General features: G+C 36.2%; 25 protein-coding genes and 1 tRNA gene. 14 read left to right on the top strand and 12 right to left on the bottom strand.

The window, feature by feature from the left end; all coding sequences use genetic code 11:
• Positions 1-9: 9 nt before the first annotated feature.
• The 3 genes from QEN48_RS07655 (at position 10) to QEN48_RS07645 (ending at position 2,206) form a co-directional block, all read left to right on the top strand.
• Positions 10-780: an inositol monophosphatase family protein gene (locus tag QEN48_RS07655; RefSeq protein WP_280108311.1), complete on the top strand. Its 771-nt coding sequence runs from the start codon at positions 10-12 to the stop codon at positions 778-780.
• Between the two features lie 66 nt (positions 781-846).
• The gene (gene larB / locus QEN48_RS07650; protein WP_280108310.1) at positions 847-1,599 is read left to right on the top strand and encodes a nickel pincer cofactor biosynthesis protein LarB; all 753 of its coding nucleotides are present in this window, start codon (positions 847-849) and stop codon (positions 1,597-1,599) included.
• Positions 1,600-1,813: 214 nt separating this feature from the next.
• Complete coding sequence (locus QEN48_RS07645) at positions 1,814-2,206, top strand: translation initiation factor IF-5A (protein ID WP_280108309.1); 393 nt, start codon at positions 1,814-1,816, stop codon at positions 2,204-2,206.
• A gap of 104 nt (positions 2,207-2,310) precedes the next feature.
• Here QEN48_RS07645 and QEN48_RS07640 read toward each other — a convergent pair whose 3' ends face one another.
• Positions 2,311-2,862, bottom strand: coding sequence for a hypothetical protein (locus QEN48_RS07640; protein WP_280108308.1), 552 nt, complete (start codon positions 2,860-2,862; stop codon positions 2,311-2,313).
• A 574-nt stretch (positions 2,863-3,436) separates the two neighbouring features.
• Between QEN48_RS07640 and QEN48_RS07635 the strand changes: the two genes are divergently transcribed.
• Both QEN48_RS07635 and QEN48_RS07630 read left to right on the top strand, forming a co-directional pair.
• Entirely contained in the window at positions 3,437-3,913 is a 477-nt protein-coding gene (locus QEN48_RS07635; protein ID WP_280108307.1) for a transcriptional repressor, read from the top strand.
• Between the two features lie 173 nt (positions 3,914-4,086).
• Positions 4,087-4,257 carry a preprotein translocase subunit Sec61beta gene (locus QEN48_RS07630; RefSeq protein WP_280108306.1) on the top strand — a complete coding sequence of 57 codons (171 nt, stop codon included), beginning with the start codon at positions 4,087-4,089 and terminating at the stop codon, positions 4,255-4,257.
• A 75-nt stretch (positions 4,258-4,332) separates the two neighbouring features.
• Here QEN48_RS07630 and QEN48_RS07625 read toward each other — a convergent pair whose 3' ends face one another.
• From QEN48_RS07625 to QEN48_RS07605, 5 genes are all read right to left on the bottom strand, one after another.
• On the bottom strand, positions 4,333-4,695 hold the full coding sequence (locus tag QEN48_RS07625; protein WP_280108305.1) for a dihydroneopterin aldolase family protein: 363 nt from the start codon (positions 4,693-4,695) through the stop codon (positions 4,333-4,335).
• A 47-nt stretch (positions 4,696-4,742) separates the two neighbouring features.
• Positions 4,743-5,525, bottom strand: coding sequence for an ABC transporter permease subunit (locus QEN48_RS07620; protein ID WP_280108304.1), 783 nt, complete (start codon positions 5,523-5,525; stop codon positions 4,743-4,745).
• Between the two features lie 14 nt (positions 5,526-5,539).
• The gene (locus tag QEN48_RS07615; RefSeq protein WP_280108303.1) at positions 5,540-6,439 is read right to left on the bottom strand and encodes an ABC transporter ATP-binding protein; all 900 of its coding nucleotides are present in this window, start codon (positions 6,437-6,439) and stop codon (positions 5,540-5,542) included.
• A gap of 758 nt (positions 6,440-7,197) precedes the next feature.
• Positions 7,198-7,980 carry an ABC transporter permease subunit gene (locus QEN48_RS07610; protein ID WP_280108302.1) on the bottom strand — a complete coding sequence of 261 codons (783 nt, stop codon included), beginning with the start codon at positions 7,978-7,980 and terminating at the stop codon, positions 7,198-7,200.
• Positions 7,981-8,394: 414 nt separating this feature from the next.
• Positions 8,395-8,479: transfer RNA gene (locus QEN48_RS07605), tRNA-Leu, on the bottom strand.
• Positions 8,480-8,671: 192 nt separating this feature from the next.
• On the opposite strand from QEN48_RS07605, the gene QEN48_RS07600 reads away from it, so the two are divergent.
• The 5 genes from QEN48_RS07600 (at position 8,672) to QEN48_RS07580 (ending at position 15,361) form a co-directional block, all read left to right on the top strand.
• Positions 8,672-10,834 carry an ATP-dependent DNA helicase gene (locus QEN48_RS07600; RefSeq protein WP_280108301.1) on the top strand — a complete coding sequence of 721 codons (2,163 nt, stop codon included), beginning with the start codon at positions 8,672-8,674 and terminating at the stop codon, positions 10,832-10,834.
• Positions 10,809-11,354 carry a KEOPS complex subunit Cgi121 gene (gene cgi121 / locus QEN48_RS07595; protein WP_280108300.1) on the top strand — a complete coding sequence of 182 codons (546 nt, stop codon included), beginning with the start codon at positions 10,809-10,811 and terminating at the stop codon, positions 11,352-11,354. The genes QEN48_RS07600 and cgi121 overlap by 26 nt, the downstream gene beginning before the upstream one ends.
• Positions 11,355-11,465: 111 nt before the next feature.
• A complete protein-coding gene (locus tag QEN48_RS07590) occupies positions 11,466-12,467 on the top strand; it encodes a DUF1786 family protein (protein WP_280108299.1) in 1,002 nt (333 codons plus the stop codon).
• Between the two features lie 43 nt (positions 12,468-12,510).
• Positions 12,511-13,833 (top strand): DEAD/DEAH box helicase family protein, encoded by a 1,323-nt coding sequence (locus QEN48_RS07585; protein ID WP_280108298.1) that lies wholly within the window; start codon positions 12,511-12,513, stop codon positions 13,831-13,833.
• A 4-nt stretch (positions 13,834-13,837) separates the two neighbouring features.
• On the top strand, positions 13,838-15,361 hold the full coding sequence (locus tag QEN48_RS07580) for a DUF790 family protein (RefSeq protein ID WP_280108297.1): 1,524 nt from the start codon (positions 13,838-13,840) through the stop codon (positions 15,359-15,361).
• A gap of 262 nt (positions 15,362-15,623) precedes the next feature.
• Here the strand turns inward: QEN48_RS07580 and QEN48_RS07575 are convergent, their stop codons facing one another.
• The 4 genes from QEN48_RS07575 to QEN48_RS07560 all read right to left on the bottom strand — a co-directional run bounded on the left by QEN48_RS07575 (position 15,624) and on the right by QEN48_RS07560 (position 18,783).
• Entirely contained in the window at positions 15,624-16,772 is a 1,149-nt protein-coding gene (locus tag QEN48_RS07575) for a pyridoxal phosphate-dependent aminotransferase (protein WP_280108296.1), read from the bottom strand.
• Entirely contained in the window at positions 16,769-17,176 is a 408-nt protein-coding gene (gene ribH / locus QEN48_RS07570; RefSeq protein ID WP_280108295.1) for a 6,7-dimethyl-8-ribityllumazine synthase, read from the bottom strand. Before ribH ends, QEN48_RS07575 begins: the two co-directional genes overlap by 4 nt.
• A 5-nt stretch (positions 17,177-17,181) precedes the next feature.
• Positions 17,182-17,661: a riboflavin synthase gene (gene ribC / locus QEN48_RS07565; protein WP_280108294.1), complete on the bottom strand. Its 480-nt coding sequence runs from the start codon at positions 17,659-17,661 to the stop codon at positions 17,182-17,184.
• Between the two features lie 66 nt (positions 17,662-17,727).
• Positions 17,728-18,783, bottom strand: a complete 1,056-nt coding sequence (locus QEN48_RS07560) for an alanine--glyoxylate aminotransferase family protein (protein ID WP_280108293.1) — start codon at positions 18,781-18,783, stop codon at positions 17,728-17,730.
• Between the two features lie 147 nt (positions 18,784-18,930).
• On the opposite strand from QEN48_RS07560, the gene QEN48_RS07555 reads away from it, so the two are divergent.
• The 3 genes from QEN48_RS07555 (at position 18,931) to QEN48_RS07545 (ending at position 22,016) form a co-directional block, all read left to right on the top strand.
• Positions 18,931-20,973 (top strand): heavy metal translocating P-type ATPase, encoded by a 2,043-nt coding sequence (locus tag QEN48_RS07555; protein ID WP_280108292.1) that lies wholly within the window; start codon positions 18,931-18,933, stop codon positions 20,971-20,973.
• A 107-nt stretch (positions 20,974-21,080) separates the two neighbouring features.
• Complete coding sequence (locus tag QEN48_RS07550) at positions 21,081-21,758, top strand: hypothetical protein (RefSeq protein WP_280108291.1); 678 nt, start codon at positions 21,081-21,083, stop codon at positions 21,756-21,758.
• A 60-nt stretch (positions 21,759-21,818) separates the two neighbouring features.
• On the top strand, positions 21,819-22,016 hold the full coding sequence (locus QEN48_RS07545) for a hypothetical protein (protein WP_280108290.1): 198 nt from the start codon (positions 21,819-21,821) through the stop codon (positions 22,014-22,016).
• Positions 22,017-22,102: 86 nt separating this feature from the next.
• Here QEN48_RS07545 and QEN48_RS07540 read toward each other — a convergent pair whose 3' ends face one another.
• The gene (locus QEN48_RS07540; protein WP_280108289.1) at positions 22,103-22,984 is read right to left on the bottom strand and encodes a mechanosensitive ion channel family protein; all 882 of its coding nucleotides are present in this window, start codon (positions 22,982-22,984) and stop codon (positions 22,103-22,105) included.
• Positions 22,985-23,067: 83 nt separating this feature from the next.
• Positions 23,068-23,481, bottom strand: a complete 414-nt coding sequence (locus QEN48_RS07535) for a universal stress protein (protein WP_280108288.1) — start codon at positions 23,479-23,481, stop codon at positions 23,068-23,070.
• Positions 23,482-23,839: 358 nt separating this feature from the next.
• Here QEN48_RS07535 and QEN48_RS07530 point away from each other — a divergent pair, with 358 nt between their 5' ends.
• Positions 23,840-24,499 carry an ERCC4 domain-containing protein gene (locus QEN48_RS07530; protein WP_280108287.1) on the top strand — a complete coding sequence of 220 codons (660 nt, stop codon included), beginning with the start codon at positions 23,840-23,842 and terminating at the stop codon, positions 24,497-24,499.
• The last annotated feature ends 168 nt before the right edge of the window (positions 24,500-24,667 follow it).

Below are 24,667 nucleotides of genomic sequence, written 5' to 3'. Positions count from 1 at the left end.
ATTCTTGAAATGAAACACCAAAAAATATGCAAAGAAGTCGCAGAGGAAATTGAAAAAAACGTCAAACACCTAATAGGCACAAAAAAAGCATCAAAAACAGTCTCAATCGGTGCAGATGGAAAACCAACTAAAAAAATAGATTTAGTAGCAGAAAAAACAGCAATAAACTACCTATCAAACAAAAACATACAACTAATAACAGAAGAAACCGGTGTACACAACTTCGGAAAACCAGAATACACCGTCATACTAGACCCAATAGACGGAACATACAACGCCACAAACAAAATCCCATTCTACTCAACCTCAATAGCAATAGCAGACAAAAAAATCAAAAAAATAAAATACGGATACGTAAAAAACCTTGAAAACGGAAACACATACACCTCAAACGGCCATACAACAAAATACAATAACCAAAAAATAACAACATCCGATACCGAAAAACTAAAAAATTCATCCATAAGCTACTACGGATACCAAAAAACCCATAGACTAGAAAAAGAAAGACTCAACGAACAAGTACATAGAGTAAGAACATTAGGCTGTATCTCCCTAGAAATGTGCTACGTAGCAGCTGGAAAACTAGATGCATTCATAGACATAAGAGGAGCAGGCTCAACAGACATAGCAGCAGGTTCAATAATAATCAAAGGAGCAGGAGGCTCCTTCCACCCAATATCCAAAAAATTCCCAACAAAAAACGTTAAAAAACAAATAAAAACAATAGCAACCAACGGAAAAATAAATCAAGAAATCCAAAAAACCATAAACCAATAAAAAACACCACCCCACCATAAAACCCCCAGTTTCTAGAAAAAAATAAATAATTATTTTGTGATCCATATGGATATCGATAAATTATTAGACCAATATAAAAACAAAGAGATCTCCAAAAAACAAGTAAAAGAAAGAATAGCCCTGCTCCAGCTAGAAGAGCTTGAAGGTCAAGCAAGAATAGACACAATGAGAGAAGACCGCATCGGTCTACCTGAAGCAATACTAGGAGATGGAAAAGAACCTGAAGTATTCATCGAAATTATGAAAAAAATGGCAGATAAAAAAGGCAGAAGCATCGGCACAAGAGTCACCAAAAAACAAAAACAACTACTAAAACAAAAAAAAGGAAAATACGAACTAGAATGGTATGAAAAAGCAAGAATAGCAGTACTAAAAACCAGAAAACACCAAAAACCAAAAGAAGGTAAAATTGGAGTAATATGCGCAGGAACAGCCGACATCCAGGTCGCAGAAGAAGCAAGAGTAACCGCTGAATTACTTGGATGCGAAGCACATAAAGCATATGACGTTGGAGTAGCAGGAATACATAGATTGCTTCCAGTATTAAAAAAATACAGTGAAAAAAACATACAAGCACTAATCGTAGCCGCAGGAAGAGACGGATCCCTCCCCCCAGTAGTAGCCGGAATAACAGACATACCAGTAATCGGCCTACCCGTATCAACAGGATATGGAGCAGGAGGAAACGGAGAAGCCGCATTACTCTCAATGCTACAATCATGCTCAATACTAACCGTCGTAAACATCGACGCAGGATTCACAGCAGGCGCAATGGCAGCAAAAATAACAAAAACCTAAACCAACCACCCCACCTAACCAAAAAAATATAGATTGAGTTCCCTTCAAATATTTTAAATAAAAAAATAAAAAACAACCCTGACTATCATTAATACCCCCCTAAAAACAAATAGAATTTCTGTAACTCAAAAGACGATTAAAAACAAGAAATGTGAAACTTTGATTAAACCGTAGGATAATAAAAAGGTATAACTATTAACCGAGGAAAAAAGTCATGTCAAAAAGAAGAACCGAAATAAGAAATCTAGACGAAGGAGATTACATATTACTTGACGGAGAACCAAGCAAAATAACCGACCTACAGGTATCAAGTCCAGGAAAACACGGGTCCGCAAAAGCAAACATATCCGCAAAAGGAATATTCGATGATAAAAAAAGGAACATGCTAAACCCAGTAGACACAAAAGTAGACGTTCCAATAGTAGAAAGAAAAGACGCACAAGTAATATCAAAAACAGAAAACACAGTTCAACTAATGGATATGGAAACATACGAAACATTTGAAATACTCGTAGAAGACCAAGACATTCTAAACAACTTAGAAGAAGGCGGAGAAACAAAATACATGTCCGCAATGGGTAAAAACAAAATATTAAACCAAAAATAAAAAACCCAAAACCCCACAAAAACATTGTGGGGCCTCAAAAACCACTAAAACCCCACAAAAACCTAACCTGATTTCTATAAATCTTAATTTAGGTGTTTTTAGGGTTAAAGAGAGTTATCCTCGATTTTTCTTCCGGAAAGTTTAAAATACATAGTGAAAGCAAGAAACACTGAAATCAAGATCGAAACAATAGAAATAACTAAAACACCCCACCAAACAAATCCAAAACCAAAAAAGGTTAAACCAACAGAAACCTCTAAAACACCCATAACCAACACAAAAACTAAAAAACCAATTTTAAAAGGCCTTTCAATTCCACTGCGATTCAATCCAATCGCCGCACACTGTATCTCAGTATAATGAACTAAGAAAACACCAACAACAGCTAATAACCCCAACTCACCGGTAACAAAACCCCCAAATATCAAACCCAACAATAAAACTAAACTTGAACCAGTATTAACAGTAGTACTCAAAAAATCCTCAAAACGAGTTACAAAATTTCTTTTCCTCAAATTAACTAAATAAAAAACATCAAGCAAAGCCCAGAGTGCTATAAAAAATAAACCCACAACCAGCTGTCCATAAAACAAAAACAAACCCGAAATAACCGATAATCCAAATGAAGCTAATGGCAGTTTTTTAACATCCATCATAAAACATCCAATGAACTAATCCACTAAATAACTATCCCATTAAAAATTAACTCAAAAACCTAATAAAAATTTCAACCAAATCCATAACATTAATAGAAACCAACCAGCCTTATAACTAGCTTTTCATATGAACACAAAAAAAAGTGAATGTAAACACAAAAAAACAAACTAACTTCTCTGAAAAAACAAAAAATAACTTTAAAAATAAAATTAAAAACAAACTAACTTTTTTAATAGATCAATACAAATTATAAAGATTATTTGCCCTATAAAGTACTTTAGAACAACTAATAGCATATTTATTATTCACAATATCGTTGAACAAGTAATTAAATAAATATGAAACAAACCAACTAAAAACCTCTAAATAACCCAAAAAACACAAATTTTTTGTTTAATAAGTTTAACACAATTAAATACAAGCCAGTTAACCTAAAGCTTTATATAAGGTTATCTATGTAATATCTATATGTTCACAAAGGATACATACACATATTCACAAAGTGGTTATTCACAGTGTATGTTTGAAGTGTATTCGCATCTGGGGGGATGGGATACCAAAAGGTGACTCAGGATGAAGATGAAGTTGGAGGCCGTCGATGAGGATGGTGTTAAAACCTCTATGGAGTTCGAAGGAGACCTTGAAAAAGAGGTAATACTCGAGAGAATATCCAAATTCATAGAGGCCCTAAACCTTTCATCGAACCCTTCAACTAAATCTTCATCCAGCGCACTCAACTCCTCACCGAACAAACCCAGGGAAATCGATACCTCTAATTTTGATGAATTAACAATCAAAAAAAGATTAAAGCTATTCCTATTAGTTAGATTCCAAGAAAGATGGTTCACCTCAAGAGAAGTCAAGAGACAATACGACCAAGAATACCAAGAAATCGGTTTATCAACAGTATCAACATACCTATCAAGAATGGCAAAAGAAGGCTATCTAAAAAGAAGAGGAAACCGAGTTGAAAGAGAATACAGACTATCAAAAGAAAACAAAAAAGAAATACAGAGAATAAGAGAAATGAAAGAAGCCATGGGGCTGTAAAGTTAAATTCAACCAAGCATACTTTAACTTGCTAATTAAGAAGGCAACCTCCTGGTTGACAAAATCAAAACACCTAAAACAGACGTTGATCTAAGCCTGATGAAACAAATTGATTAAAAACTAAAACTAAAAACTTAATATCTAGAAGAACAAAAGGAATTTGAGGCAAAATAATGGTTAAACAACAAGGAGATGGATTGACTTCATCTGCAGGCCTAATGAGATATTTCGATGAAGAATCAACAGAAACACCAATAATAGGTCCAAAGCAGATAATGGTTTTCAGTGCAGTACTCGGAGTGCTTATATTATCTCTAAACCTCTACTACGGTTTATGGCCATAAAAATTTTTTTAGAACCAATAAACCCTTTAAAACACATCAAACCTACTTAAATTAGTTGGGAATAGAGTTATTTCTCTAGTCTATGTTAACTATCCACATTAATGGATAGTCTATTTTTTCTAGATATGCAAGTTTTCCAGTTACAGTTGAGTCACCATAACTAGCGATTATCTTTATCTCTAAATCTTCTGGACGTAGAGCCGAATATCCTTCTTCACTTTCTCGTTTGATTTCTACCTCAACCTTTTTGACAGATGGTTGTTCTTCAATGGAACTCTGGATAGCTTGTTTCACTTCTTCGACTGAGTTTGATCCGACAGGAGTTCCTACAAATTGATGGAAAACTGCTCCTAAAGAAATTCCTAACTCAAAACAACTTCGTTCTCTATCACTAACTTCATCATCAAAAAAAACCGAAGTCTTGTCTTGAAAACTCATATAACATATTTATTGTTAAACCGTTTAATTTTTTTCTTAAATCAAGGTTAGATGTCACGGTCTTTGAATAGTATTATTGATAGTATCAACAAAATAACGAATACAATTAATAGAATGCCGGCATCTAAGAAAGCGTATTCTTGGTTTACAAGTATTTGGGTTGGATCGTAATAGTTACTTGGAGAAACATAACCAATCCAATCATAATCTACTGTTATATTAGAGATTGATTCAATAAGCCATAAAATAAAAACAATGCCTATAGCCCAAACCTGAGAGGTTCGTACTTTTTTAATCACTATTGATGTGACTAAGCCAATTACTGCACAGACCAATAAATAGGGAATTGAAAGTAAGTGAACCATAACCAATGAAGTTATATCTAAAGTTTCATCAATTAAGTATGTTCCTATGTATAAAAATAGAATTACTCCACCGTTTAATAATAATAGGGGAACCCATAAAGCCCCCACCTTTTGTAATATTACAGATTCTCTTGTTACTGGGTTTGAGAGAGTAAGATCCATCTTTCTTTCTTCAATATCTTTTGAAACAAATCCAGCACTAATATAAGCGAAATAAAGTCCTACTAAAAGTATCCAAAAAAATGCATAAACTTCTGCAGCTAAAAACCCTTCAATTGTATGTATTGCTTCAAGTCCAAACATGTCGAATATAAAGTCAGGAAAAGCCTCCATTAATTCTTCAGCTTCTTCTTTAAATTCGGGATATATCGATAGGTACATTGTTGAAAGAACTGCAAAAACACCGATTAATACTGCTGAACTTCGAACCAATTTACGAGATTCAATTCTAAGAATCGCTGTCATAATCCACCTTTTATTTAAACCCTATCCCCATAATAATGCTTGAAAATCTCATCCAATTGAGGTTCACTAATATTAATATCTTCAATTTCAAAACTAGAGAGATGTTTTAACAAATCAATTGCCTCTCCAGTGTAAGTAAAATGAATAGAACTATCAACAACCTCTAATTCAACCATATCTTCAGTTATGAACCTATCTTTATCGAAGTTATCTTTAAAATGAACCCACACTTTTTTCCCGCTTCTCGTTAACAATTTATCGATGTTTTCAAGGTCAACTAGCTTGCCCCTACGAATAATACCGACTCTATCGCAAACACGCTGAACTTCACTGAGAAAGTGGGAAGAAAAAAATATAGTCTTCCCAGAATCACGTTCACTCTCAATAAAATTATGCAATAAATCCTGTTTCAGAGGATCTAACCCAGAAGTTGGTTCATCCATAATAACAAGTTCAGGGTCATGCATAAAAGCCTGTATGATGCCTAACATACGTTTGTTTCCAGAAGAATAAGTCCCAACCTTCTGGTCTAAAGGAGGATTAAATAAATCAAGCAACTCATCTCTACGACTATCCCCCCGCATCATAGCAAAATAATCAAGTACCTGACGACCAGTCATCCTTTCTTCAAAACCAAGAGTATCAGGCAGATACCCAATATCTCGTTTAACTTTGGTCAAAGCTTTTCGATCCCGGATATCCGCATCTAAAACGAAAGCTGTACCAGAACTAGGCTTAATTAAACCTAATAACTGACGGATAGTAGTTGTTTTACCTGCACCATTCGGACCGAGATACCCAAAAATCTCCCCTTCAAAAACACTAAAAGAGAGATTATCATTAGCTTTAACCTCCCCATACTCCTTAGTCAAGTTATCAAGCCTGATAGTAGCATTAGACTCCATTTCAATCATATCAAAACAACATTATACAACTAACAGAATTTAAAACCTCCATCTCCACAAAGAGAAAAAAGAGGTTCTAAGGAAATTTTTGGTGGCAACCTACCCCTATAATTTTCAAGTGGCATTAACAAAACGCCAATACCTTCCCCACTCCTATAGCCCCCAAACATACCGGTTTTACCTATTTTTTGTCCAAAATTATATTTTGTTTTCAGACACGTTTCAACTATCCAGATGTATATTACAATAAACACATTATATCTATTGATTTTTATATCTATCTAAGACTAAATCATTCTTGCTAAAGAGAAGAAAGTATTAAACCTGAATCGAGACTACACAAAAACATTTCTAACTCTTTACCTAAGAAGTATACCTTTCATGGATCTTTGGTTTAGGTGGGTGTTAAATTGGATTATGTTTATATATGTTTAAAATAACGGTCACATAACGGGAGGTTGGAGGGCTCTGAATCTTTCAAGGCTGTTATAGAGGCTTTAGGACAGGGAGATGGATGATCTCCTGAAAGAAGAAATCCTCTTCTTGCATTGTGGGTATGGTGGCCGCGTCCTGAAGCCATTATCGTTGACCCCGGCCTCTGTACATCGAATTGGTTAAGATATGTGGTGACCACGAAACAGGTGGATGTTCCACCCTTTGCTGGACGTTCCTGTAAGTTTCCATCGGTAATCCGAAATCTCAGATGGTACGGATAAAGGGATGGAAATACCTTCCGAACCTTCAGTTAAGTAGGTAAGGAAGTCACATTATATATCTCTCTGTATGAACCAAACGATAGACACGGCCAACAAAACCAAAAACACGATAACAAGCAATCCAGCATCTAAGAAACTGTAGTTTTCATAAATCAATATTTCATTAACATCATAGAAATAACCTGGGTTCAGATAAGCAAGCCAATCAAAACCAGAAGCCATATCGGCTGCTCCGTCAATCAACCACAAAACAAAAACCAACCCTACCGCCCCAGCCTGAGCTGAACTATTATCTCTCATAATTACAGAGAATACTAAACCAATTCCAGCACAAACCAAAAAATAAGGAACCGATAGTAGATGGGTCATTAAAAGTGGGATTAGCTCCAGACTCTCTCCTATTAAGAAACTGCCTAACAAAACTATTGCGAAAAACCCAACATTCAGCACTAACAAAGGAACCCATAAAGCACCAAATTTCTGTAAAACAACAGACTCCCTGGAAACCGGGTTAGCCAAAGTCAAATCCATTTTCCTACTCTTAATATCCCCAGCAACCAATCCACCACCTATATACGCAAAATAAATACCAATAAACAATACCCAAAAAAAAGCATAGACATAAGACGCAGTAAATCCCTCAATGGTATGCAGGTTTTCCATACCAAATAAAGCCATCATAGCTTCTGGTAAAGCGCCTTCAAGAGCTTCAGTCGCCTCTTTAAGGCTTGGAAAAACTGCAAATAAATATACGGAAAGAAAACCAAAGACAGCAACTAAAACAAGCGACCCTCGAAAAAGCTTCTTTGACTGATTTATAAATATTGAAGTCATCTACTTATAGCCCCTATAAATAAACTAAACATAACATAAATACCAGACACCAAACACATAACCATATAGATGGACTCCTTAAACTAAAGTCAAGCAAGTAACGTGCATCTAAATCGAAACAAAGGGATACACCAATCCTCCTAAATGAGAGTTTTGAAACTATAAGTATATAATCCTTCCTAACTGAAAAAACCTAAATATAATCCAAAAAATATAAAACGTTTCATGATTGGTAATTAATTTTTTCTTTTTTTGAATAGGTAGATATTATACATTATTTGAGTTGTATAAAAAGTATTGAGTTAGGGAAAACGACTTAACGTTGTTCAAATTCACTTAAAAAAAGGTTATACTTAAACTTAGGTTTAGAACAACTATTGTTAATAGAAGTTTGTTAGATTGAATATGAGTTAGTGCGGGGGGCGAGATTCGAACTCGCGAACCCCTACGGGACAGGATCCTAAGTCCTGCGCCTTTGGCCATGCTCGGCAACCCCCGCGTTTTTTAGATATTTTTTGGTAGAGGACTTCTTTAGTTATGGTTTGTGTTTAACTTAATATTTATTGTGTTTGTTGTTTGTTGAGGCATTTTGTTGGGTAAGATTGAATAGTCTATTTGATAATATGTTTTTAGCGGTGTATTTCTTCGTTTATAATTTTGGTTTTTTAGTTTGTGGTTGGGTTTTGTTGTTATGAATGTTGATGATTTATTGGATTTTGGTTTACCTGAGGAAGGTTTGGAGATAATTAGGGAGAGAGGTATTGAGGAGTTGTATCCTCCGCAGGTTGATGGTGTTAGGTCTGGTGTTTTGGATGGCTGTAATTTGGTTTTGGCTGTTCCTACTGCGAGTGGTAAGACTTTGATTTCTGAGTTGGCTATTTTAAACTCGATTTTTTCTGGGGGGCGGGCTCTTTATATTGTTCCTCTTAAAGCTCTTGCTTATGAGAAATATGAGTTGTTTAAGGAGTATGAGAGGTTTGGGTTTAGTGTTGGGGTTGCTACTGGTGATTATGACCGTAGTGCTGATTATTTAAGGGATCGCGATGTTGTTGTTACTACAAGTGAGAAGGCTGACTCGATGTTAAGGTTGGGTACAGATTGGATTAGTGAGATTGATGTTATTGTTTCTGATGAGATTCATCTTGTTGATTCCGATCGGAGGGGGCCTACTCTTGAGGTTACTCTTGCTAAACTAATGATGATGAATCCTGGGGCTCAGGTTATTGCATTAAGTGCAACTATCAGTAATGCTGGGGAGATTGCTAGTTGGCTTGATGCGGGGTTGGTTAAGAGTGATTGGAGGCCGATTGAACTTAAGGAAGGGGTTGTTTTTGATGATGTAATTGATTTTCCTTTTGATGGTGAGAAGGAGGTTGGGTCAGATGAAGATGATGTTGCAACTTCTGTTGTGAGGGATGCTGTTCTTGAGGGTGGTCAGGCTCTTGTTTTCACTTCTTCGAGACGTAATTCTCGGGGGGCTGCTGGACGTGTTGTTGGTTCTCTTGACGATCTTCTATCTCCACAGGAAGAAGATCGTTTGATGGGTCTTGCCGATGAAATTAGAGATATTGAGGGGGTTACTGATGAGGAGGAACGGCTTGCTCGTTATGTTGAGAGGGGTGTTTGTTTTCATCACGCTGGATTGAGAAATAAGCATTTAAGGCGTATAGAGAGTCTTTTTTCAAATGGTGATTTAAAGGTTATTTGTTCCACTCCAACGTTGGCTTGGGGGGTTAATTTACCTGCGAGGCGTGTTGTTGTTAGGGATTACAAGAGGTATGACCCTAATTATGGTATGAAGCCTATACCTGTTCTTGATGTTAAACAGATGTTTGGCCGTGCTGGTAGACCTGGAATGGATCCATATGGTGAGGCTGTATTGATAGCTAAAAACCAGGTTGAGAGAGACCAGCTTATTGATCGATATATTGTAGGTGATAGTGAAGATATTTCTTCAAAACTTGCTTCTGAACCTGCTTTAAGGTCACATGTGTTATCTACAATAGCTTCGGGTTTTGCTGGTAGTTATAATGAGTTGATGGATTTCATTGGACGTACGTTTTTCTCAATACAGAACCGTTCTGAAGATATTGAGTTATTGGTTAAGAGGGTTCTTGGTTTTCTTGAGTCTGAAGGATTTATTGAGGCCAGTGGTTTTGGTTTTAGCGATAACCAAGAGTTAGATTCTACTGCGATAGGTAAACGGGTTTCCGAGTTGTATATAGATCCTTTAAGTGCTTCCAGGATTTTAGAACGACTTTCAGGCCGTGAAATGAAGGATGACATTGAGTTTCTTCACATGGTATGTGAAACCCCAGATATGGATACTTTGTATATGAGAAAGAATGATTATTCACATGTTGAGTCTTTTCTTAAAGAAAATCCCCGACTCAGGGAGAGAGGGGAGATGGATGATTGGTTCTTGAGTGAAGTTAAGACCTCAATGCTTTTAAAGGACTGGGTTGAGGAAATAGATGACGATGAGATCTGTGATAGATATGGAGTGAGTTCTGGAGACATACGGCGTAAAGCTGGAACAGCTGAATGGTTGTTACATTCTGCTGCTGAGTTATCGAAAATGTCATTATCCCTCTATATAGATAAGCTTAGAGATCTTGAGAGAAGAATGCAGTACGGAGTGAAGAGAGAGTTATCAGACCTTGTTAGCATCCCAGGTATCGGTAGAGTCAGAGCTCGAGAGCTCTATAGAAATGGATATAGAACTAAATCAGACCTACATACCTTGATTGACGAAAAAACAGAGATTGAAGAGATAGATGGCGTGGGCCCGAAAACAGTTGATAAGATTCGTAGGGAGCTTGATAGAAATGGTTCTAGAAAGAAAGGACAGTAATCAATTGATCAGTGTTGATAAAATTGAAGTAGAAGTTAAGGCCGGTCGATTATATATAGAAGATTTAGATGTTTTTCTAAAATCATTGAATAGTTGTGGAGGTGATGGAGCTATTCAAGCTGTTAACGCAGATATTATAGCCGGTGAAAAACACCTTAAACACGCTGCGGAGAAAGCAATTAGGTCCTGGCACAACGAGCCGATTTCAAAGTCATTAAGTATGGAGATGCTTCTCTACATAGTTGGTGAAAGACAGATAGATAAAGCTATAGAAAAAGCAGGTGTTGGAGAAGGTAAACAGAAAGTAGGTTTTGTAGGAATTGGAGACATTGATTGGGAATCTCTCAAGCAAAAACTTGATTTAAATATCGATAACTCATTACTTGAATATAAAAAAGAGAAGATAAATAAAATCAAGGAGATATACAATATCTCAGAAGAAGAGTTAAGAGCAATCGGTAGTGATAAAATACCTCTATTGGTTTTAGAGCGTGTAACTCTTTTAGACACAAAGAAATAAAGATAGTTCTACAGTTTTTAGATATTTTTTTTGAATAAAGATTTGTAATTAAAGAACCAATTAGTATCTTGAGGTGTTTTTTTGTTTTCTAATCATGATGGGTTAGGGCCATTGACATTAGCAATTGATGTAGGAAAGGGAACACAGGACGTTTTATTAACTGATAAGCTTGATGAAAATGTTGTTAAAATGGTTTTACCATCTCCTACAAGGATAGTTGCAGATAAAATAAGACAGGTTGAAGGAGACCTTCTATGCACTGGCAACACGATGGGTGGAGGCCCTGTTTCTAAGGTTATAAAGAACCATGTTAGGTCAAATGATGTTGTTATGGTTGAAGAGGCGGCTCGAACCCTTTCAGACAACCTAGATTTTGTTAGAGATATGGGTATTAAAATAATCGATAAAGAGGAAGTTCAAGATTATAATGGGTATACAAAGGTTGAGATGGGAGACCTTTTGTTAGATGAAATACATGGTTTTTTAGATTCAATAGAAATCAAACAGCCAGAAAAGATAGGTATAGGCGTGCAAGACCATGGAGTTGCGCCTGAAGGAATATCTGACAGGAGATATAGATTCAGTTATTTCAAAGAGGTTATTCAAGAAAAAGGCCTGCTAAAAGACCTTGTTTTTAAAGAAAAAACAGGTAGGTTCAGCAGAATCGACAGTGCATTAAGCCAGTTATCAAGTTATGAATCTATCGCATTAGACTCTAAAATAGCTGCAATAATCGGGTGTTATCAAGGTGGAGATGAAATTGTTGTTGACGCTGGAAACGGCCATTTCATGGCGGCTTCAATTAAAGAAAATAAATTGGTTGGTTTGTTTGAACACCATACCAGAATGCTAGATGATGACAGGATAACAGAGTTGATTGATAAATTGATCCATGGAGAAATAACCGATGACGAAGTTTTTGGAGATGGAGGCCATGGAGCATATGTCTCCGAATCTATAGAGCCTGAAAAAATAATTGTTACTGGTCCAAGAAGAGACGTAATGCCCAACACAATAAACATTGAATATGCCCACCCAATAGGTGACGTCATGATGTCTGGAGCGGTTGGAATATACAAATCATTCAAACTGAAGGAACAAAACAAAAACTAAACCATTGTTCTAAATATATGAATAAATCCAGATTTGATAAAAAATGCTTTTAAAGTATGATAAAGGAACAATAGCTATTGAAGGAGAATACAACCTCCCATACACTAAGTGGGATGAGAGAACCGACAACCTACGTGCAATGGCCTATAGATATCGAGATATCAAAGATTACCTAGAAAAATCAGAAATCCAGTATGAAGACCGTGTTTTAGACACAATACCTATGTCAGATTTTAAATTCGATGTAGAGTTAAGACCATATCAAAAAGAAGCAATCTCCCAGTGGATGAAGTTCACTAGAGGAGTTATAGTTCTCCCAACAGGCTCTGGAAAAACATACGTTGGTATTGGCGCCATATCTAAAATAAACTCACCATCTTTTATAGTGGTACCTACACTCGATTTGGTAGATCAATGGATAGATGTATTAAAGGAGCAAAATCTACCTGCAGGTGAGTATACAGGTCGAAAGAAAAAACTAAAGCCAATAACAGTTTCAACATATGACTCAGCATACATACATGCTGAAAAACTCGGTAATAAATTTAAGATGATTCTGTTCGATGAAGTACACCACCTGCCTTCAGAGGGATATAGACACATTGCTGAGTTCTTTGCCTCACCACATAGAATGGGGTTGACAGCAACATACGAAAGAGAAGACGACCTACACCATGAACTGTCAAACCTTCTCGGCGGCAAAGTATACGAAGTTGACACTGACGAACTCACCGGCCAATACCTCTCAGACTATAGAACAGAAGTTATAGGAGTTGAGTTAACCGAAAAAGAATCGAAGAGATACGAAGAGTATACATCTATATTCAGAAATTACCTAAGGTCAAGAAATATACAGATGAATGGGCCAGGAGATTTTAAGAAAGTTGTAATGCGTAGTGGAAATGACCCAGAAGCTTGGAGAGCCGTTAGAGCAAAAAACAGAGCTAGGAAGATCGCATATAGCTCTGAAGCCAAAATCCAGGAACTTGCCAACCTACTTAAAAAACACCAAGAAGACAGAATAATCATATTTACACGTTACAATGACATGGTATACCGAATATCTAAACGGTTTTTAATCCCCGCCATCACACATGAAACAAATAAAAAAGAAAGAGAATCGATTTTACATAAATTTAAAGACGACACCTATCCAGCGATTGTAAGTTCAAAGGTACTTGATGAAGGAGTAGATGTCCCAGACGCAAACATAGGTATAATACTCAGTGGAACCGGAAGCAAAAGGGAATATAGACAAAGATTAGGTAGGTTATTAAGGCCCTCCGGAAATGACACAGTCCTATACGAAGTAGTCACCAAAAACACAACCGAACTACGCACCTCAAGTAGAAGAAAACGAGAATAAGGATGTGTTAACAATCCTAACTAAAAAACTACTAGAAACCAAGAAAAAAGGAACAGAGATAAAACCTCGATACCGAGAACCCAGAAAACATATAGAAGAAGCCAGGACAGTAATCAATGAATTCAAAACTGGTAGGTCGAGAGGAGAAATAGAAGAAGCCGTTAAATCACATGAAACACACCAAGACTTCAAGTTCTTAAGAGCACTTCACGCATTAATAGAAAGAAGATGCAGTTTCGAAAACAAAGCAAAAACACCACCCCAAGAGATAAGAAGCAATTTATACAGCAAGGGATATGTAACGGACAAAAAAGAAAGAGATCGATTAATCAGAGAAACAGCTAGAGAATACAACATAGATCCATTGGAAGTAGAAGAATGGTTTTGGGCAGACAGAAAAGAAAACGAAATCCTAAAAACAAACGTAAATAGAAACCCAACAAACCTAATTAAACAATACAACCTATCAGCCACACAAACATTACTTTTCGATGCATTAGAAATTAAATTCAATGTAACAGATAACTATAGACAGATATTTGGAATTCTTAAATACCTCGGTTTGATGTACACCGTTAACCCCAATCTAGACATAAAGGTTACAGGCCCTGGCTCTTTATTTAAAAAAACCCGTAAATATGGAAACCAGCTTGCAAGACTCCTACCATACATAATGAAATCCAGTAATTGGAAAGTATCTGCCAAAATAGAGAAAAAAGATAGAGGCGAACCAAGAATATACAATTTCCATCTTGATGACTCAAAACAAGACTACTTCCCATACATGAAGACAGATAAAGAACAAAGTTTCGACAGTGAGGTTGAGAGAGACCTTGCAAACAGGCTAGAGAAAATAAAAACCGGTTGGCAAATTAAAAGAGAACCAACAATAATAAAGTCAGGAAACAGCGTAATGATACCTGACTTCAGTTTCGAAAAATACAACAAATCATTCTACCTAGAGGTTGTTGGTTTCTGGACTCCCGAATACATAGAAAAGAAGATTAAGAAAGTCAAAAACATGGAAGCAGATAAACCAGTAATTCTAGCCGTAAACAAAAACCTAAAATGCACTAAACAAGATTTCAATCAGGCAGAAGAAGTTTTTTTCTATAAAAAAAGAATCCCACTTAAAAAAATAATAAAAAGAATGGAAAAACTTGAAGAAGAAGCAGTTAACCAACAGATAAAGAAAATAGATGTAACAGACATCACAGAGAAAAAAGAAATAACAGACATAAAAAAGAAAGCTAACGAAAAAAACGTACCCCCAGAAACAATCAAAAAGAAACTAAAAAAACATCAAGGAGCAGTATGCGAAAACAAATACATCCCACCCAACAAAATAAAAGAAATAAAAACAGAAATAAACAAACTCTCAGACAAAAAACTACCAAAAGTCAAAAAAATACTAAAAAAACATAACTTAACAGAATCATCACTAGAAAAACTAGGATACACCGCAAAATGGAAATCTTTCAACCCAGAAGACGTTCAAGTAACACCCAAGAAACAAAAAAAGGACTAACTACCTCCGTTAACCAAAAACCTCCTAAACAAACAACCCCCCAAACACTTCTACAGTGAAAGATAATAGCTATCCCTAAAAGAAAACTAACCCATAAAAGAAACCTCTCAACCTCTTTTTAAATTTCTAAAAAACTAAAAAACGTTTTTTTTAAAAGGTCTCAGGAATAAAAAATAGAACCTATGAAAATAACTTAACTAAACTTAACTAAAATAGTTATTCATCTGAATCAATTCCTAAGACCCATAGTTTTCTTAAATGTTTAATCAAATATTTCTTCCATTCGCTCCAAAGCTTCCTTTATCCGTTCTTCAGACCTCGCATAAGAAATACGGATATTGTTTCTAGAATCTTCTCCAAAAGCAGAGCCAGGAGTAACAACTACATGACACTCTCTGAGCAATCTTTCAGCAACCATATCTGAATCCCTTCCAACATCGGGAAATGCATAAAACGCACCTTCAGGCGTAACACACTCAACCTCACTGAAAGAGTTCAATCCCTCCACAAGCAGATCTCTACGATCTCTAAAACGCTCAACCATCTCACTAACTACTTCATCAGACACAGGGTCATTAAGAGCACATAAAGCACCTTTTTGAGCAAATGAGGTTGGACAACTAACAGAATGTTGCTGTATCTTTATAAACTGGTTAATGAGGTCTTCATCAGCAACAATATAGCCTAAACGCCATCCAGTCATGGAATAGGTTTTAGAAAAACCATTAATTGTCACTACATCCTGATAATCAGATGCAGGACTATAGTGATCACGGTTGTAAACAATCTTTTCATAAATCTCATCTGAAAGAACCGTTGCATCATTATCTAAAGCAATTTCAACTAATTCACGAACTTCTTCTTCACTATAAACCTGGCCCGTTGGATTACAGGGACTGTTTAAAACAACAATAGAGATGTTTTCTGACTCAAGAATATCTTTATACTCCTCAACTGATGGCCGGAGATCCTCATTCATTGAACACCATTCTACCTCGGCACCAGTCATCTTTACGCTTTCTTTGTATGAAACCCATGAAGGGTCAAACAACAAAGCTTTATCCCCATCTTCAAGCAATGTCTGGCAGGCAAGGAATATAGCAAACTTAGCTCCTGGAGTTAAGATAATCTCACTAGGTTTTTTCTTAATACCGTTATCTCGACTGAGTTTTTCAGACAAAAGCTCCCTTAACTCTGGAATACCTTTTGAATCAGTATAATGAACAAAACCATCGTCCAAAGCTTGTTTAGAACACTCTTTTATGTTATATGGAGTGTCAAAGTCAGGTTCACCCACACCTAGGGAAATAACGTCCTCTCCTTTTCTACGAAGCTTTTTAGCAAGATCCGCCATCTTGAGAGTCGCAGAGGATTCAATCCTCTGAACCCTGCGTGAAATTTTTCGGCTCATAGGTCTTTCTCAGCCATCTTTACAGCTGACTCAACAGCTCTTTTCGCATAATCAACCCTTTGCTGTGCCTCATGCCTTGTTTGACCAGGACCACTTATTCCTAACGAAACCGGTTTATCATAATCAAGAGATAAATCCGTAATCTTTCTCGAGGTCTGAGAAGCAACAACCTGGTCGTGATCGGTCTGCCCTTCAATTACACAACCCAATGTGACTACAGCATCGATTTTATCCGTTTCCAATAGGTTCTTAATAGCCAAAGGCATGTCAAAAACACCTGGCACAAAAACCTCTTCAACGACTTCAGCACCTAAGAAATCAGCGTGCCTCTCTGCAAGTTCCCGCATGCTCTCCGTAACATCGTAATTAAATTCAGATATAACGAAACCAAGTTTTACAGACATAAATATCACCTAAACAATGGACCTACATCAGGCCCCCCTTCTCTTTCACCCATACCTGCTTCTCTTGTTAAATGTTCGGGTTTAAGTAATAACTTTACTGCATTTCTACCGTGTTCTCTTGCACGTTTCTCCGCAAGATCAGCAAGTTCTTTATCACTATCAAGTTCATCCATGTGGACAAAAACCTCTAAAACATGGGTGTTAGTCATCAACTGGGCTTGAATCAACCCATTAGAAGCTTGATCTGCACACATCTTATCGATATCTTCCGGACCAGGCATCCCAAACGCTAGAACTAGATCGGCTCCACGCTCCTCTATAAGTTTCTTAGCAGCTACCGGTAAATCCTTAACTCCAGGAACTGTGTACCTCAGAACCTCAACGGAAGCTCTCTTTTCAATCTCATCAATAGCGTCAGAAGCCATATCGTATCTAGCGAACGTTGTGTCCGCAACTCCAACCTTAATTTTACCGCCAACACCCATAATAAACACCTGAAACAAACAACAGCCGTCTATAACTAAACCCAGATAAATCGTTACAAATATACCTTATAAATTAAGTATCTCATCAATAAGGTTGAGAAGTTCATTAATTTCTCTGGGCTCTCGATCTGCGAGATGGCCGATTCTAAAAGTTTTCTCTTTCAAATCACCATATCCATTGCTGATAACGTAGCCCTTAGCCTTTAATCTTGAAATCATTTTAGAAACATCTATATCCCTAGTGTTTTCAACCGCTGTTAGGCTCTCAGACTCATACCCCGATTCAGGAAAGACATCGAAATGTTCTCTAGCCCAACTTCGAGTTGTTTCAGCCATAACAGAATGTCTTTTCCAACGTGATTTAAGCCCCTCCCCTTCAAGTATATAACTAAGTTGTTTTTTCAATGCATACAAAAGCGATATATTTGGAGTTGTAGGAGTCTGACGTCTCTCATTATATTTCCTGAAAATATCGAAACTGAAATAATATCCCTTATCCCCAACATCAATCGACCTTTCAATAGCATCTTCACTGACAGAGCAGAAAGCAAGGCCTGGCGGCAAACCCATACATTTCTGTGTACCAAAAACACAGATATCTACATCATAATCATCTACTGGGAAGTCAACACCACCCATAGAACTGACTGTGTCAACAAGCAATAAAGTCTCATCTGGAATAACCTCTGAAATCTCTTCAACAGGATTCATTAACCCAGTTGAAGACTCATTATGCACAACAGTCACAACATCATAAAACTCTTCATCAAAAGCTTCTTCAACGACTTCAGGATCTATAGGCTTACCCCACTCAAACTCAAGTTTCCTACATTCTTTACCGTTCCGCTCAGTGATCTCATGCCAACGATCCCCAAAGGCACCGTTAGATAGATTAAGACATTTCTTGTCAACAGTGTTTCTAACAGCAGCCTCTAGAAGTCCCGTAGCAGACGAAGTGGAGATAAAAACATCATTATCAGTCTGAATAACCCTCTGCAACCCATTAACAACTTCATCATATAGCTCAGAAAACTCAGGACTTCTATGACCAATCATAGGATCCGACATAACTTCAAGAAGATCATCTCGAACTTCAACCGGACCAGGTATAAACAACTTCATAGTTACTCACCAATATTCAGAACCAAAACAACTTCAAATTATCCTTAACCAACCTTATCTTTTTGCCAAACTAATAAACCAGAAAAACAAAGATAATTAAAAACAAAGAATATTTGCTTGACTTAAATAAAATATTTAGGCTTTGAAATGTCACAAAAAAATGAGGAATGCAGTTGCTGCAGAATATGCGGCAATAAAGAAAAACATGAAAAAAATAAAACTCAGATTAACCACTCCGGACATGAAGAACTTTTCAAAAAAAGATTTTTAATATCATTTTTCCTAAGCATACCCGTTTTGATTTACAGCCCAACAATCCAAGACTGGTTCAACTATGCACCACCGATCTTTCTTGGCAGTGAATATATACCTATTTTTTTCGGCACAACCGTTTTCATAGTTGGTGGAATCCCCTTCCTCAAAATGGGGGTTGTCGAGGCTCGCAACAGGGAACCAGGAATGATGATGTTGATTTCACTGGCGATAATGGTTGCATTCACATACAGTATTTTCGCTTCAATCTTCGATATTGGAATGACCTTGTATTGGGAACTTGTTACCCTAATCGTGATTTTTTTATTAGGCCATTGGATTGAGATGCGTAGCGTTAGACGTGCATCAGGGGCTTTAGATGAACTTGCTGATTTAATGCCGGAAAAAGCCGAGGTAATAACAAGCTCTGGAGATACAGAACTAGTTGAATTAGATAAAATTAAGGAAGATGACTTAGTCTTAGTGAGGCCAGGCCAGAACATACCAGTTGATGGTGTTGTTGAAAAAGGAAGTACTAAAGTTGATCAATCGATGATAACAGGGGAATCAAACCCTGTTAGAAAAGAACCTGGCGACAAGGTGGTTGGTGGTACGTTAAACGGAGATGGTAGTTTAAGAGTTAGAGTAAACGCCACTGGAGATAAAACCACTCTCGCCGGAATCATGCGTTTGGTGGAAGATGCACGGAAAACTAAATCTAAAACACAGGTTTTAGCTGATAGAGCTGCTGGCTGGTTGTTCTACGCAGCAGTCTTTATGGCTATAATAACCGGTATCGCATGGACGATTTCAATTGGATTTGGGATTGATGTTGTTGAACGGGTTGTAACGGTTTTGGTAATAGCATGTCCACATGCATTAGGCCTAGCAATTCCTCTTGTTGTAGCTATAAACACAACAATAGCTGCTAAAAACGGGATTTTGATAAGGGATAGAATTGCATCAGAAATAGCTAGAGATGTAGATATAGTAGTTTTTGATAAAACAGGAACATTAACTGTTGGAGAGCAGAGAGTTATTGAAATAAAAACATCACCTAAAATAGGTGAGGAAGAAGCTTTAAGGATGATGGCCGCTGTTGAATCAGATTCAGAGCATATGATAGCTAAAGCAATAACAAAAACAGCTAAAGAAAGAAATATAGAAACACCAAGTGTTGAAAACTTTAAAGCAATTAAAGGCAAAGGTGTCAAAGCCACCTATGAAAATGAAGAGGTGCATGTAGGGGGTGAAAACCTATTAAAAGAACTGAGCGTTAAACCAACTCAAGAAATCACTACTTTTAGTGAAAAAGCTGGTTTAAATGGACATACAGTCGTTTATTTAATTCAAGATAAAGAAGTTTTGGCTGCTGTCTCACTTGCAGATAAAATTAGAGACGAAAGCAAAGACACCGTTGAAGCATTAAAAATAATGGATATAGATATAGCTCTATTGACAGGAGATTCGGAAAAGGTTGCTAAATATGTTTCAAATGAACTTGGAATAAAAAAATATTTTGCCGAAGTACTTCCAGAAGACAAAGATAAAAAAATCATTGAACTTCAAAACAAAGGTAAATTAGTTGCTATGGTTGGAGACGGAGTTAACGACGCCCCCGCACTAACTAGAGCTGATGTTGGAATAGCTATCGGGAGTGGTACAGATATAGCAATTGAGTCAGCAGACATCGTGTTGGTTGAAAACAACCCTTATGACGTAATCCGTGTTTTAAATTTAAGTAAAAAAAGCTATCGTAAAATGAAGGAGAACTTAGTTTATGCAGCAGGATACAACGTCTTTGCATTACCATTAGCTGCTGGAGTATTAGCACCGATTGGAATTCTGTTATCACCAGCTATAGGCGCTATATTGATGTCTGCAAGCACAGTAATCGTAGCCATAAATGCACAGAGATTAAGGACAATCGACCTATAACAAAAAACCTTGAATTAAAAAAATAAAAACTAATGTAAAGCAAGTATTTATATAGTTATTTAAGATAAACCTTATGCTCATTTGTTTATTCATTTTTTGTGTGAATAATGAAATCTAAAGAACATGAAGAGGAATATAGTACTACATATAAAGAAGCGCCTTTATTGATATTTATCTCTTTTTTAATCTCCTTTATAGTTGCTAGACTTTACGTCTTTTATTTGGGAGATATAGCTACTGGTAGGGATTTTTTTCCATTTGAATACTATATGATTCATCACTTCTATTACGGCGTTATATTTATGATAATAGCTGGATGGATTGCTATTATCTACAAAGATAAGAAGATACATAGGTTGGCGGCATTACTTTATGGTACAGGTCTTGGATTGTTTTTTGACGAATTAGGGTTATTATTAACACATTTTGAAGATTATTGGGACCCCATTACGTATACTGCAGTTGTAATAATTGCTTTAATACTGTTAAACATAATATTCTTTAAAAATTTCTGGAATATATTTGGAAACGAGTTACGTACAGTTATTGTAGATAAAAAACTCCATTATGGTCCATTTAGTCTAGTTGGAGTGGTTGATATTATGGATGAAACTCAAAGCAAAATTCCTAAAACAAACCGGGTAGTGAATATATTTATGGGTATAGTTCTCTTCGCAGCAGGAATCCTAGTTATTTTGTACCCCACTTTACTGTATTACTGGGTAGCTGCAGCGTTTTTCTTAACAGGCTTATCCTATTTAATTAAAGGAGCAATTCCGAGCTGAAGGTATTTTGGGAAAATATAGTGGATAACTTTATTTGCTTTAGTCTAAATACTGGGTAGTATGATTGGTTCACCCGTTTTTATAGGTAAACGTAAGTTCTCACAGTATGAAAGTAATGGAAAAAAATACCTAAAACTTACCGTTCCCAGAGAGATTGGTAGGAACCTTGGGTTGGACCTATCTATCTGCACTGCAGATATCTATGTGGATAAAAACAGAAACAGGATAATCATTGAACCACATATCGAGGAACGCTAAAACTTCCTATATGAAGTTTCGTAATCGTTTTTAATTTTTTGTATTTGGTTTTAATTTTTTTATTTTGTTTTTTTGTTGTTTAGGTCTTATTTTTCTCTGGTTTTGTCTTCATTCATTATTATCTGTCGGTGTGGGTATGGTATCTCTATATCGTTTTCCATTAGTTTTTTATATATGTTGTATGCTACTTTGGAGTTCATCCTTTTGAGGTAGTAGGGTGTTTCTAACCAATATACTGTTTGGAGTTTGATTCCGTTATCTCCGAATTCTTTAACCCTTGTTTGAGGTGTTATTGGGTAATATGTTGACATTAATGTTACTCGTTTTTGTTTTGTTATTACGCCCTCAACTTCGCCTGCAGCTTTTTTAGTAACTTCTCTTGCTTTATCAAGGTCGCTGTCGTAACTTATTTCGAAATCGAAAGTTCTTTTTATTCTTAAATCTCCTTGTGTGAAGTTTTCAACATCTCTGTCCCTCATTCTTCTATTAGGCACTACTAGAGAGGTGTCTTCTAGAGTCAATATCCGTGTATAGGACATCGTTATCTCTTTTACGAACCCGGTTCGATCTAAATTTGGAATGTGTATTAGATCACCAACATCATAGGGACGGTCAGATAATAAAAAAGCGCCTGAAATAAAGTTTGCAGCAATTGGAGCAACTACCACACCGACTATAACGGACATGATTGTTGCACTTAACAATATATTGGTTAGTTCTATTCCAACGATCCTTAAGCCAATTAATATGAATATTACTATAATTAAGTATTTTATTGCCGTAAGTGCTGGTTTTACAAGTGCTGGTCGTTTGAGCCATATAGCTATAGGTCTTGTGAAATGTTTAACCAACCATTTAGCAAGTATATACCCAATTAAAACTACAACTATAGCTGTTATAAGTCGGGGACCGAATGCATAAGCTGCTTCAGATATCTGACTCCAGAGATATTCAGTGTTTTCAATCAATATGGTTTTTCCATCCTTTAAATAAAAAAGGGGATTATTATGTATTTAAATTTTTATGTTGTAATGACTATTCTTGATTTATTTCAATCTACTACTATGATTTCTGTATCTGCTTTTTCTTTTATATATTTTTCAACGTTTAGGAAGTATCTGTTCATATCCCGTTTTTTCATCAAACTTTTAAGTAGTCTCTTCCATTTTGACTCTTGGTTTTTACCAAGAACAACTAAATCGGGGTTTTGCCTTACTATTTCTTCAAGAATAACCTCTTCAACAAGGAATCCTTCTTTAACAATATATTGAGCAGTGTATCCATCTATAATTCTGTCAACTTCTCGTCGAAGCTCAATTTTTTTTATGTCATCTCCTTCTTGAAATAAATTTACATAGAGTATAATAAGTTCAGCATCATTTTCCTCAGCAATTTCTTTTGCTTTAATTAAAGTTCTCCTACTCTGATCGATGATAGGATACCTGACCGGTGCTAGGATTTTCAAATAACTACACCCCTTTAACCCATTTTTACAAATTAATTATTTTTTTTAGTTCTTCCTTAATGGATACAGTAATTAACTTTGATGTATAATAAATATAAGACGGTTAACATAGAAATTATCTTAGGTTAGGGCTAAATACCTCCCCCATATTTTAAGGTGGTAAGGTGGCGTTAGGGAAGTGCGAGGGGAAAGCCCCGGGCATTCAGGCGGGGTAGGTTGTTACTGTATGTCTAAAAAAAATATTTGATATTAGAGACCATGGATGTAAATCGATAGAATGAGGTTGAGTTTGGTTTATAATGGATATATTGTGGTTTATGGAGGTTATAGTTGTTTTTGGGTGTAGAGGGGGTTTTTGATGGATTTTCCAACTGTTGTAGTTGATTATAGGGAGAGACGTTGTGATGTGTTTAGAGCCTTAAAAGAGTCTGATGTTGAGGTTGTTGTTGATAAACTGGATATCGGAGATTATGTGCTGTCAGATAGGGCTTGTGTTGAACGTAAATCAACAATGGATTTTGTTTCTTCGATGGTTGACCGGGATAGAGGTCTTTTTGATCAATTATCTGAGTTACGTGATAACTTCGAATGTCCAGTTTTGGTGATTGAAGGGTTGGACACTAGAGCTGGACGAGATATACATATAAACTCAATTAGAGGTGCGATATCCTCGATATCTATCGATTATGGAATCCCAATAATTAGGACAGAAGACAGTTTTGAAACAGCGGAATATATTAAATTAATTGCAAAAAGGGAGCAAATTGGTAGTTCAAAAACACCTAACCCCCACTCTAGTAAACCTACAAAATCTATGGGTGAAATACAGAGGTATGTTGCTTCATCAATACCTATGGTGGGTCCTAAAACTGCTGAAACCCTTTTAATAGATTTAGGTTCTGTTAAAAATATTTTCACTGCAAGTAAAGAAGAGTTGATGGAAGTTGATGGGGTTGGAGAAAAAACTGCTGAAAAAATTATAGAGGTCGTTAAGAAAGAATATAAAGAAGAAAATTAACAGTTGTGAGAGTTTGAGAGGGTTGTAAGTTTCTTCCCCTCTTTAGGTAATGAAGGATGTCAATCAATAAATAACCTAAAAGGTTTAGGTTGTTGTAGCTATTTTGTTTATTTGTGGTTAATGTAGTTTTCTATCCTTTAAATGGAAAGTTTTTATATATCTAAAAAA

Source organism: Methanonatronarchaeum sp. AMET-Sl, assembly GCF_029854155.1.
Classification (GTDB): domain Archaea; phylum Halobacteriota; class Methanonatronarchaeia; order Methanonatronarchaeales; family Methanonatronarchaeaceae; genus Methanonatronarchaeum.
Note: the sequence above shows the minus strand (reverse complement) of the source record. Positions and strands in the feature narration are given on the sequence as shown.

Excerpts from the sequence above, each read along its gene's own strand:
- QEN48_RS07545 (WP_280108290.1), top strand. The coding sequence starts at position 21,819 with ATGATTGGTTCACCCGTTTTTATAGGTAAACGTAAGTTCTCACAGTAT.
- QEN48_RS07585 (WP_280108298.1), top strand. The coding sequence starts at position 12,511 with ATGCTTTTAAAGTATGATAAAGGAACAATAGCTATTGAAGGAGAATAC.
- QEN48_RS07560 (WP_280108293.1), bottom strand. The coding sequence starts at position 18,783 with ATGAAGTTGTTTATACCTGGTCCGGTTGAAGTTCGAGATGATCTTCTT.
- QEN48_RS07630 (WP_280108306.1), top strand. The coding sequence starts at position 4,087 with ATGGTTAAACAACAAGGAGATGGATTGACTTCATCTGCAGGCCTAATG.
- QEN48_RS07645 (WP_280108309.1), top strand. The coding sequence starts at position 1,814 with ATGTCAAAAAGAAGAACCGAAATAAGAAATCTAGACGAAGGAGATTAC.
- QEN48_RS07555 (WP_280108292.1), top strand. The coding sequence starts at position 18,931 with ATGTCACAAAAAAATGAGGAATGCAGTTGCTGCAGAATATGCGGCAAT.
- ribC (WP_280108294.1), bottom strand. The coding sequence starts at position 17,661 with ATGGGTGTTGGCGGTAAAATTAAGGTTGGAGTTGCGGACACAACGTTC.
- cgi121 (WP_280108300.1), top strand. The coding sequence starts at position 10,809 with ATGGTTCTAGAAAGAAAGGACAGTAATCAATTGATCAGTGTTGATAAA.
- larB (WP_280108310.1), top strand. The coding sequence starts at position 847 with ATGGATATCGATAAATTATTAGACCAATATAAAAACAAAGAGATCTCC.
- QEN48_RS07550 (WP_280108291.1), top strand. The coding sequence starts at position 21,081 with ATGAAATCTAAAGAACATGAAGAGGAATATAGTACTACATATAAAGAA.
- QEN48_RS07610 (WP_280108302.1), bottom strand. The coding sequence starts at position 7,980 with ATGACTTCAATATTTATAAATCAGTCAAAGAAGCTTTTTCGAGGGTCG.
- ribH (WP_280108295.1), bottom strand. The coding sequence starts at position 17,176 with ATGTCTGTAAAACTTGGTTTCGTTATATCTGAATTTAATTACGATGTT.
- QEN48_RS07635 (WP_280108307.1), top strand. The coding sequence starts at position 3,437 with ATGAAGATGAAGTTGGAGGCCGTCGATGAGGATGGTGTTAAAACCTCT.
- QEN48_RS07655 (WP_280108311.1), top strand. The coding sequence starts at position 10 with ATGAAACACCAAAAAATATGCAAAGAAGTCGCAGAGGAAATTGAAAAA.
- QEN48_RS07625 (WP_280108305.1), bottom strand. The coding sequence starts at position 4,695 with ATGAGTTTTCAAGACAAGACTTCGGTTTTTTTTGATGATGAAGTTAGT.
- QEN48_RS07640 (WP_280108308.1), bottom strand. The coding sequence starts at position 2,862 with ATGATGGATGTTAAAAAACTGCCATTAGCTTCATTTGGATTATCGGTT.
- QEN48_RS07620 (WP_280108304.1), bottom strand. The coding sequence starts at position 5,525 with ATGACAGCGATTCTTAGAATTGAATCTCGTAAATTGGTTCGAAGTTCA.
- QEN48_RS07600 (WP_280108301.1), top strand. The coding sequence starts at position 8,672 with ATGAATGTTGATGATTTATTGGATTTTGGTTTACCTGAGGAAGGTTTG.
- QEN48_RS07575 (WP_280108296.1), bottom strand. The coding sequence starts at position 16,772 with ATGAGCCGAAAAATTTCACGCAGGGTTCAGAGGATTGAATCCTCTGCG.
- QEN48_RS07530 (WP_280108287.1), top strand. The coding sequence starts at position 23,840 with ATGGATTTTCCAACTGTTGTAGTTGATTATAGGGAGAGACGTTGTGAT.
- QEN48_RS07615 (WP_280108303.1), bottom strand. The coding sequence starts at position 6,439 with ATGATTGAAATGGAGTCTAATGCTACTATCAGGCTTGATAACTTGACT.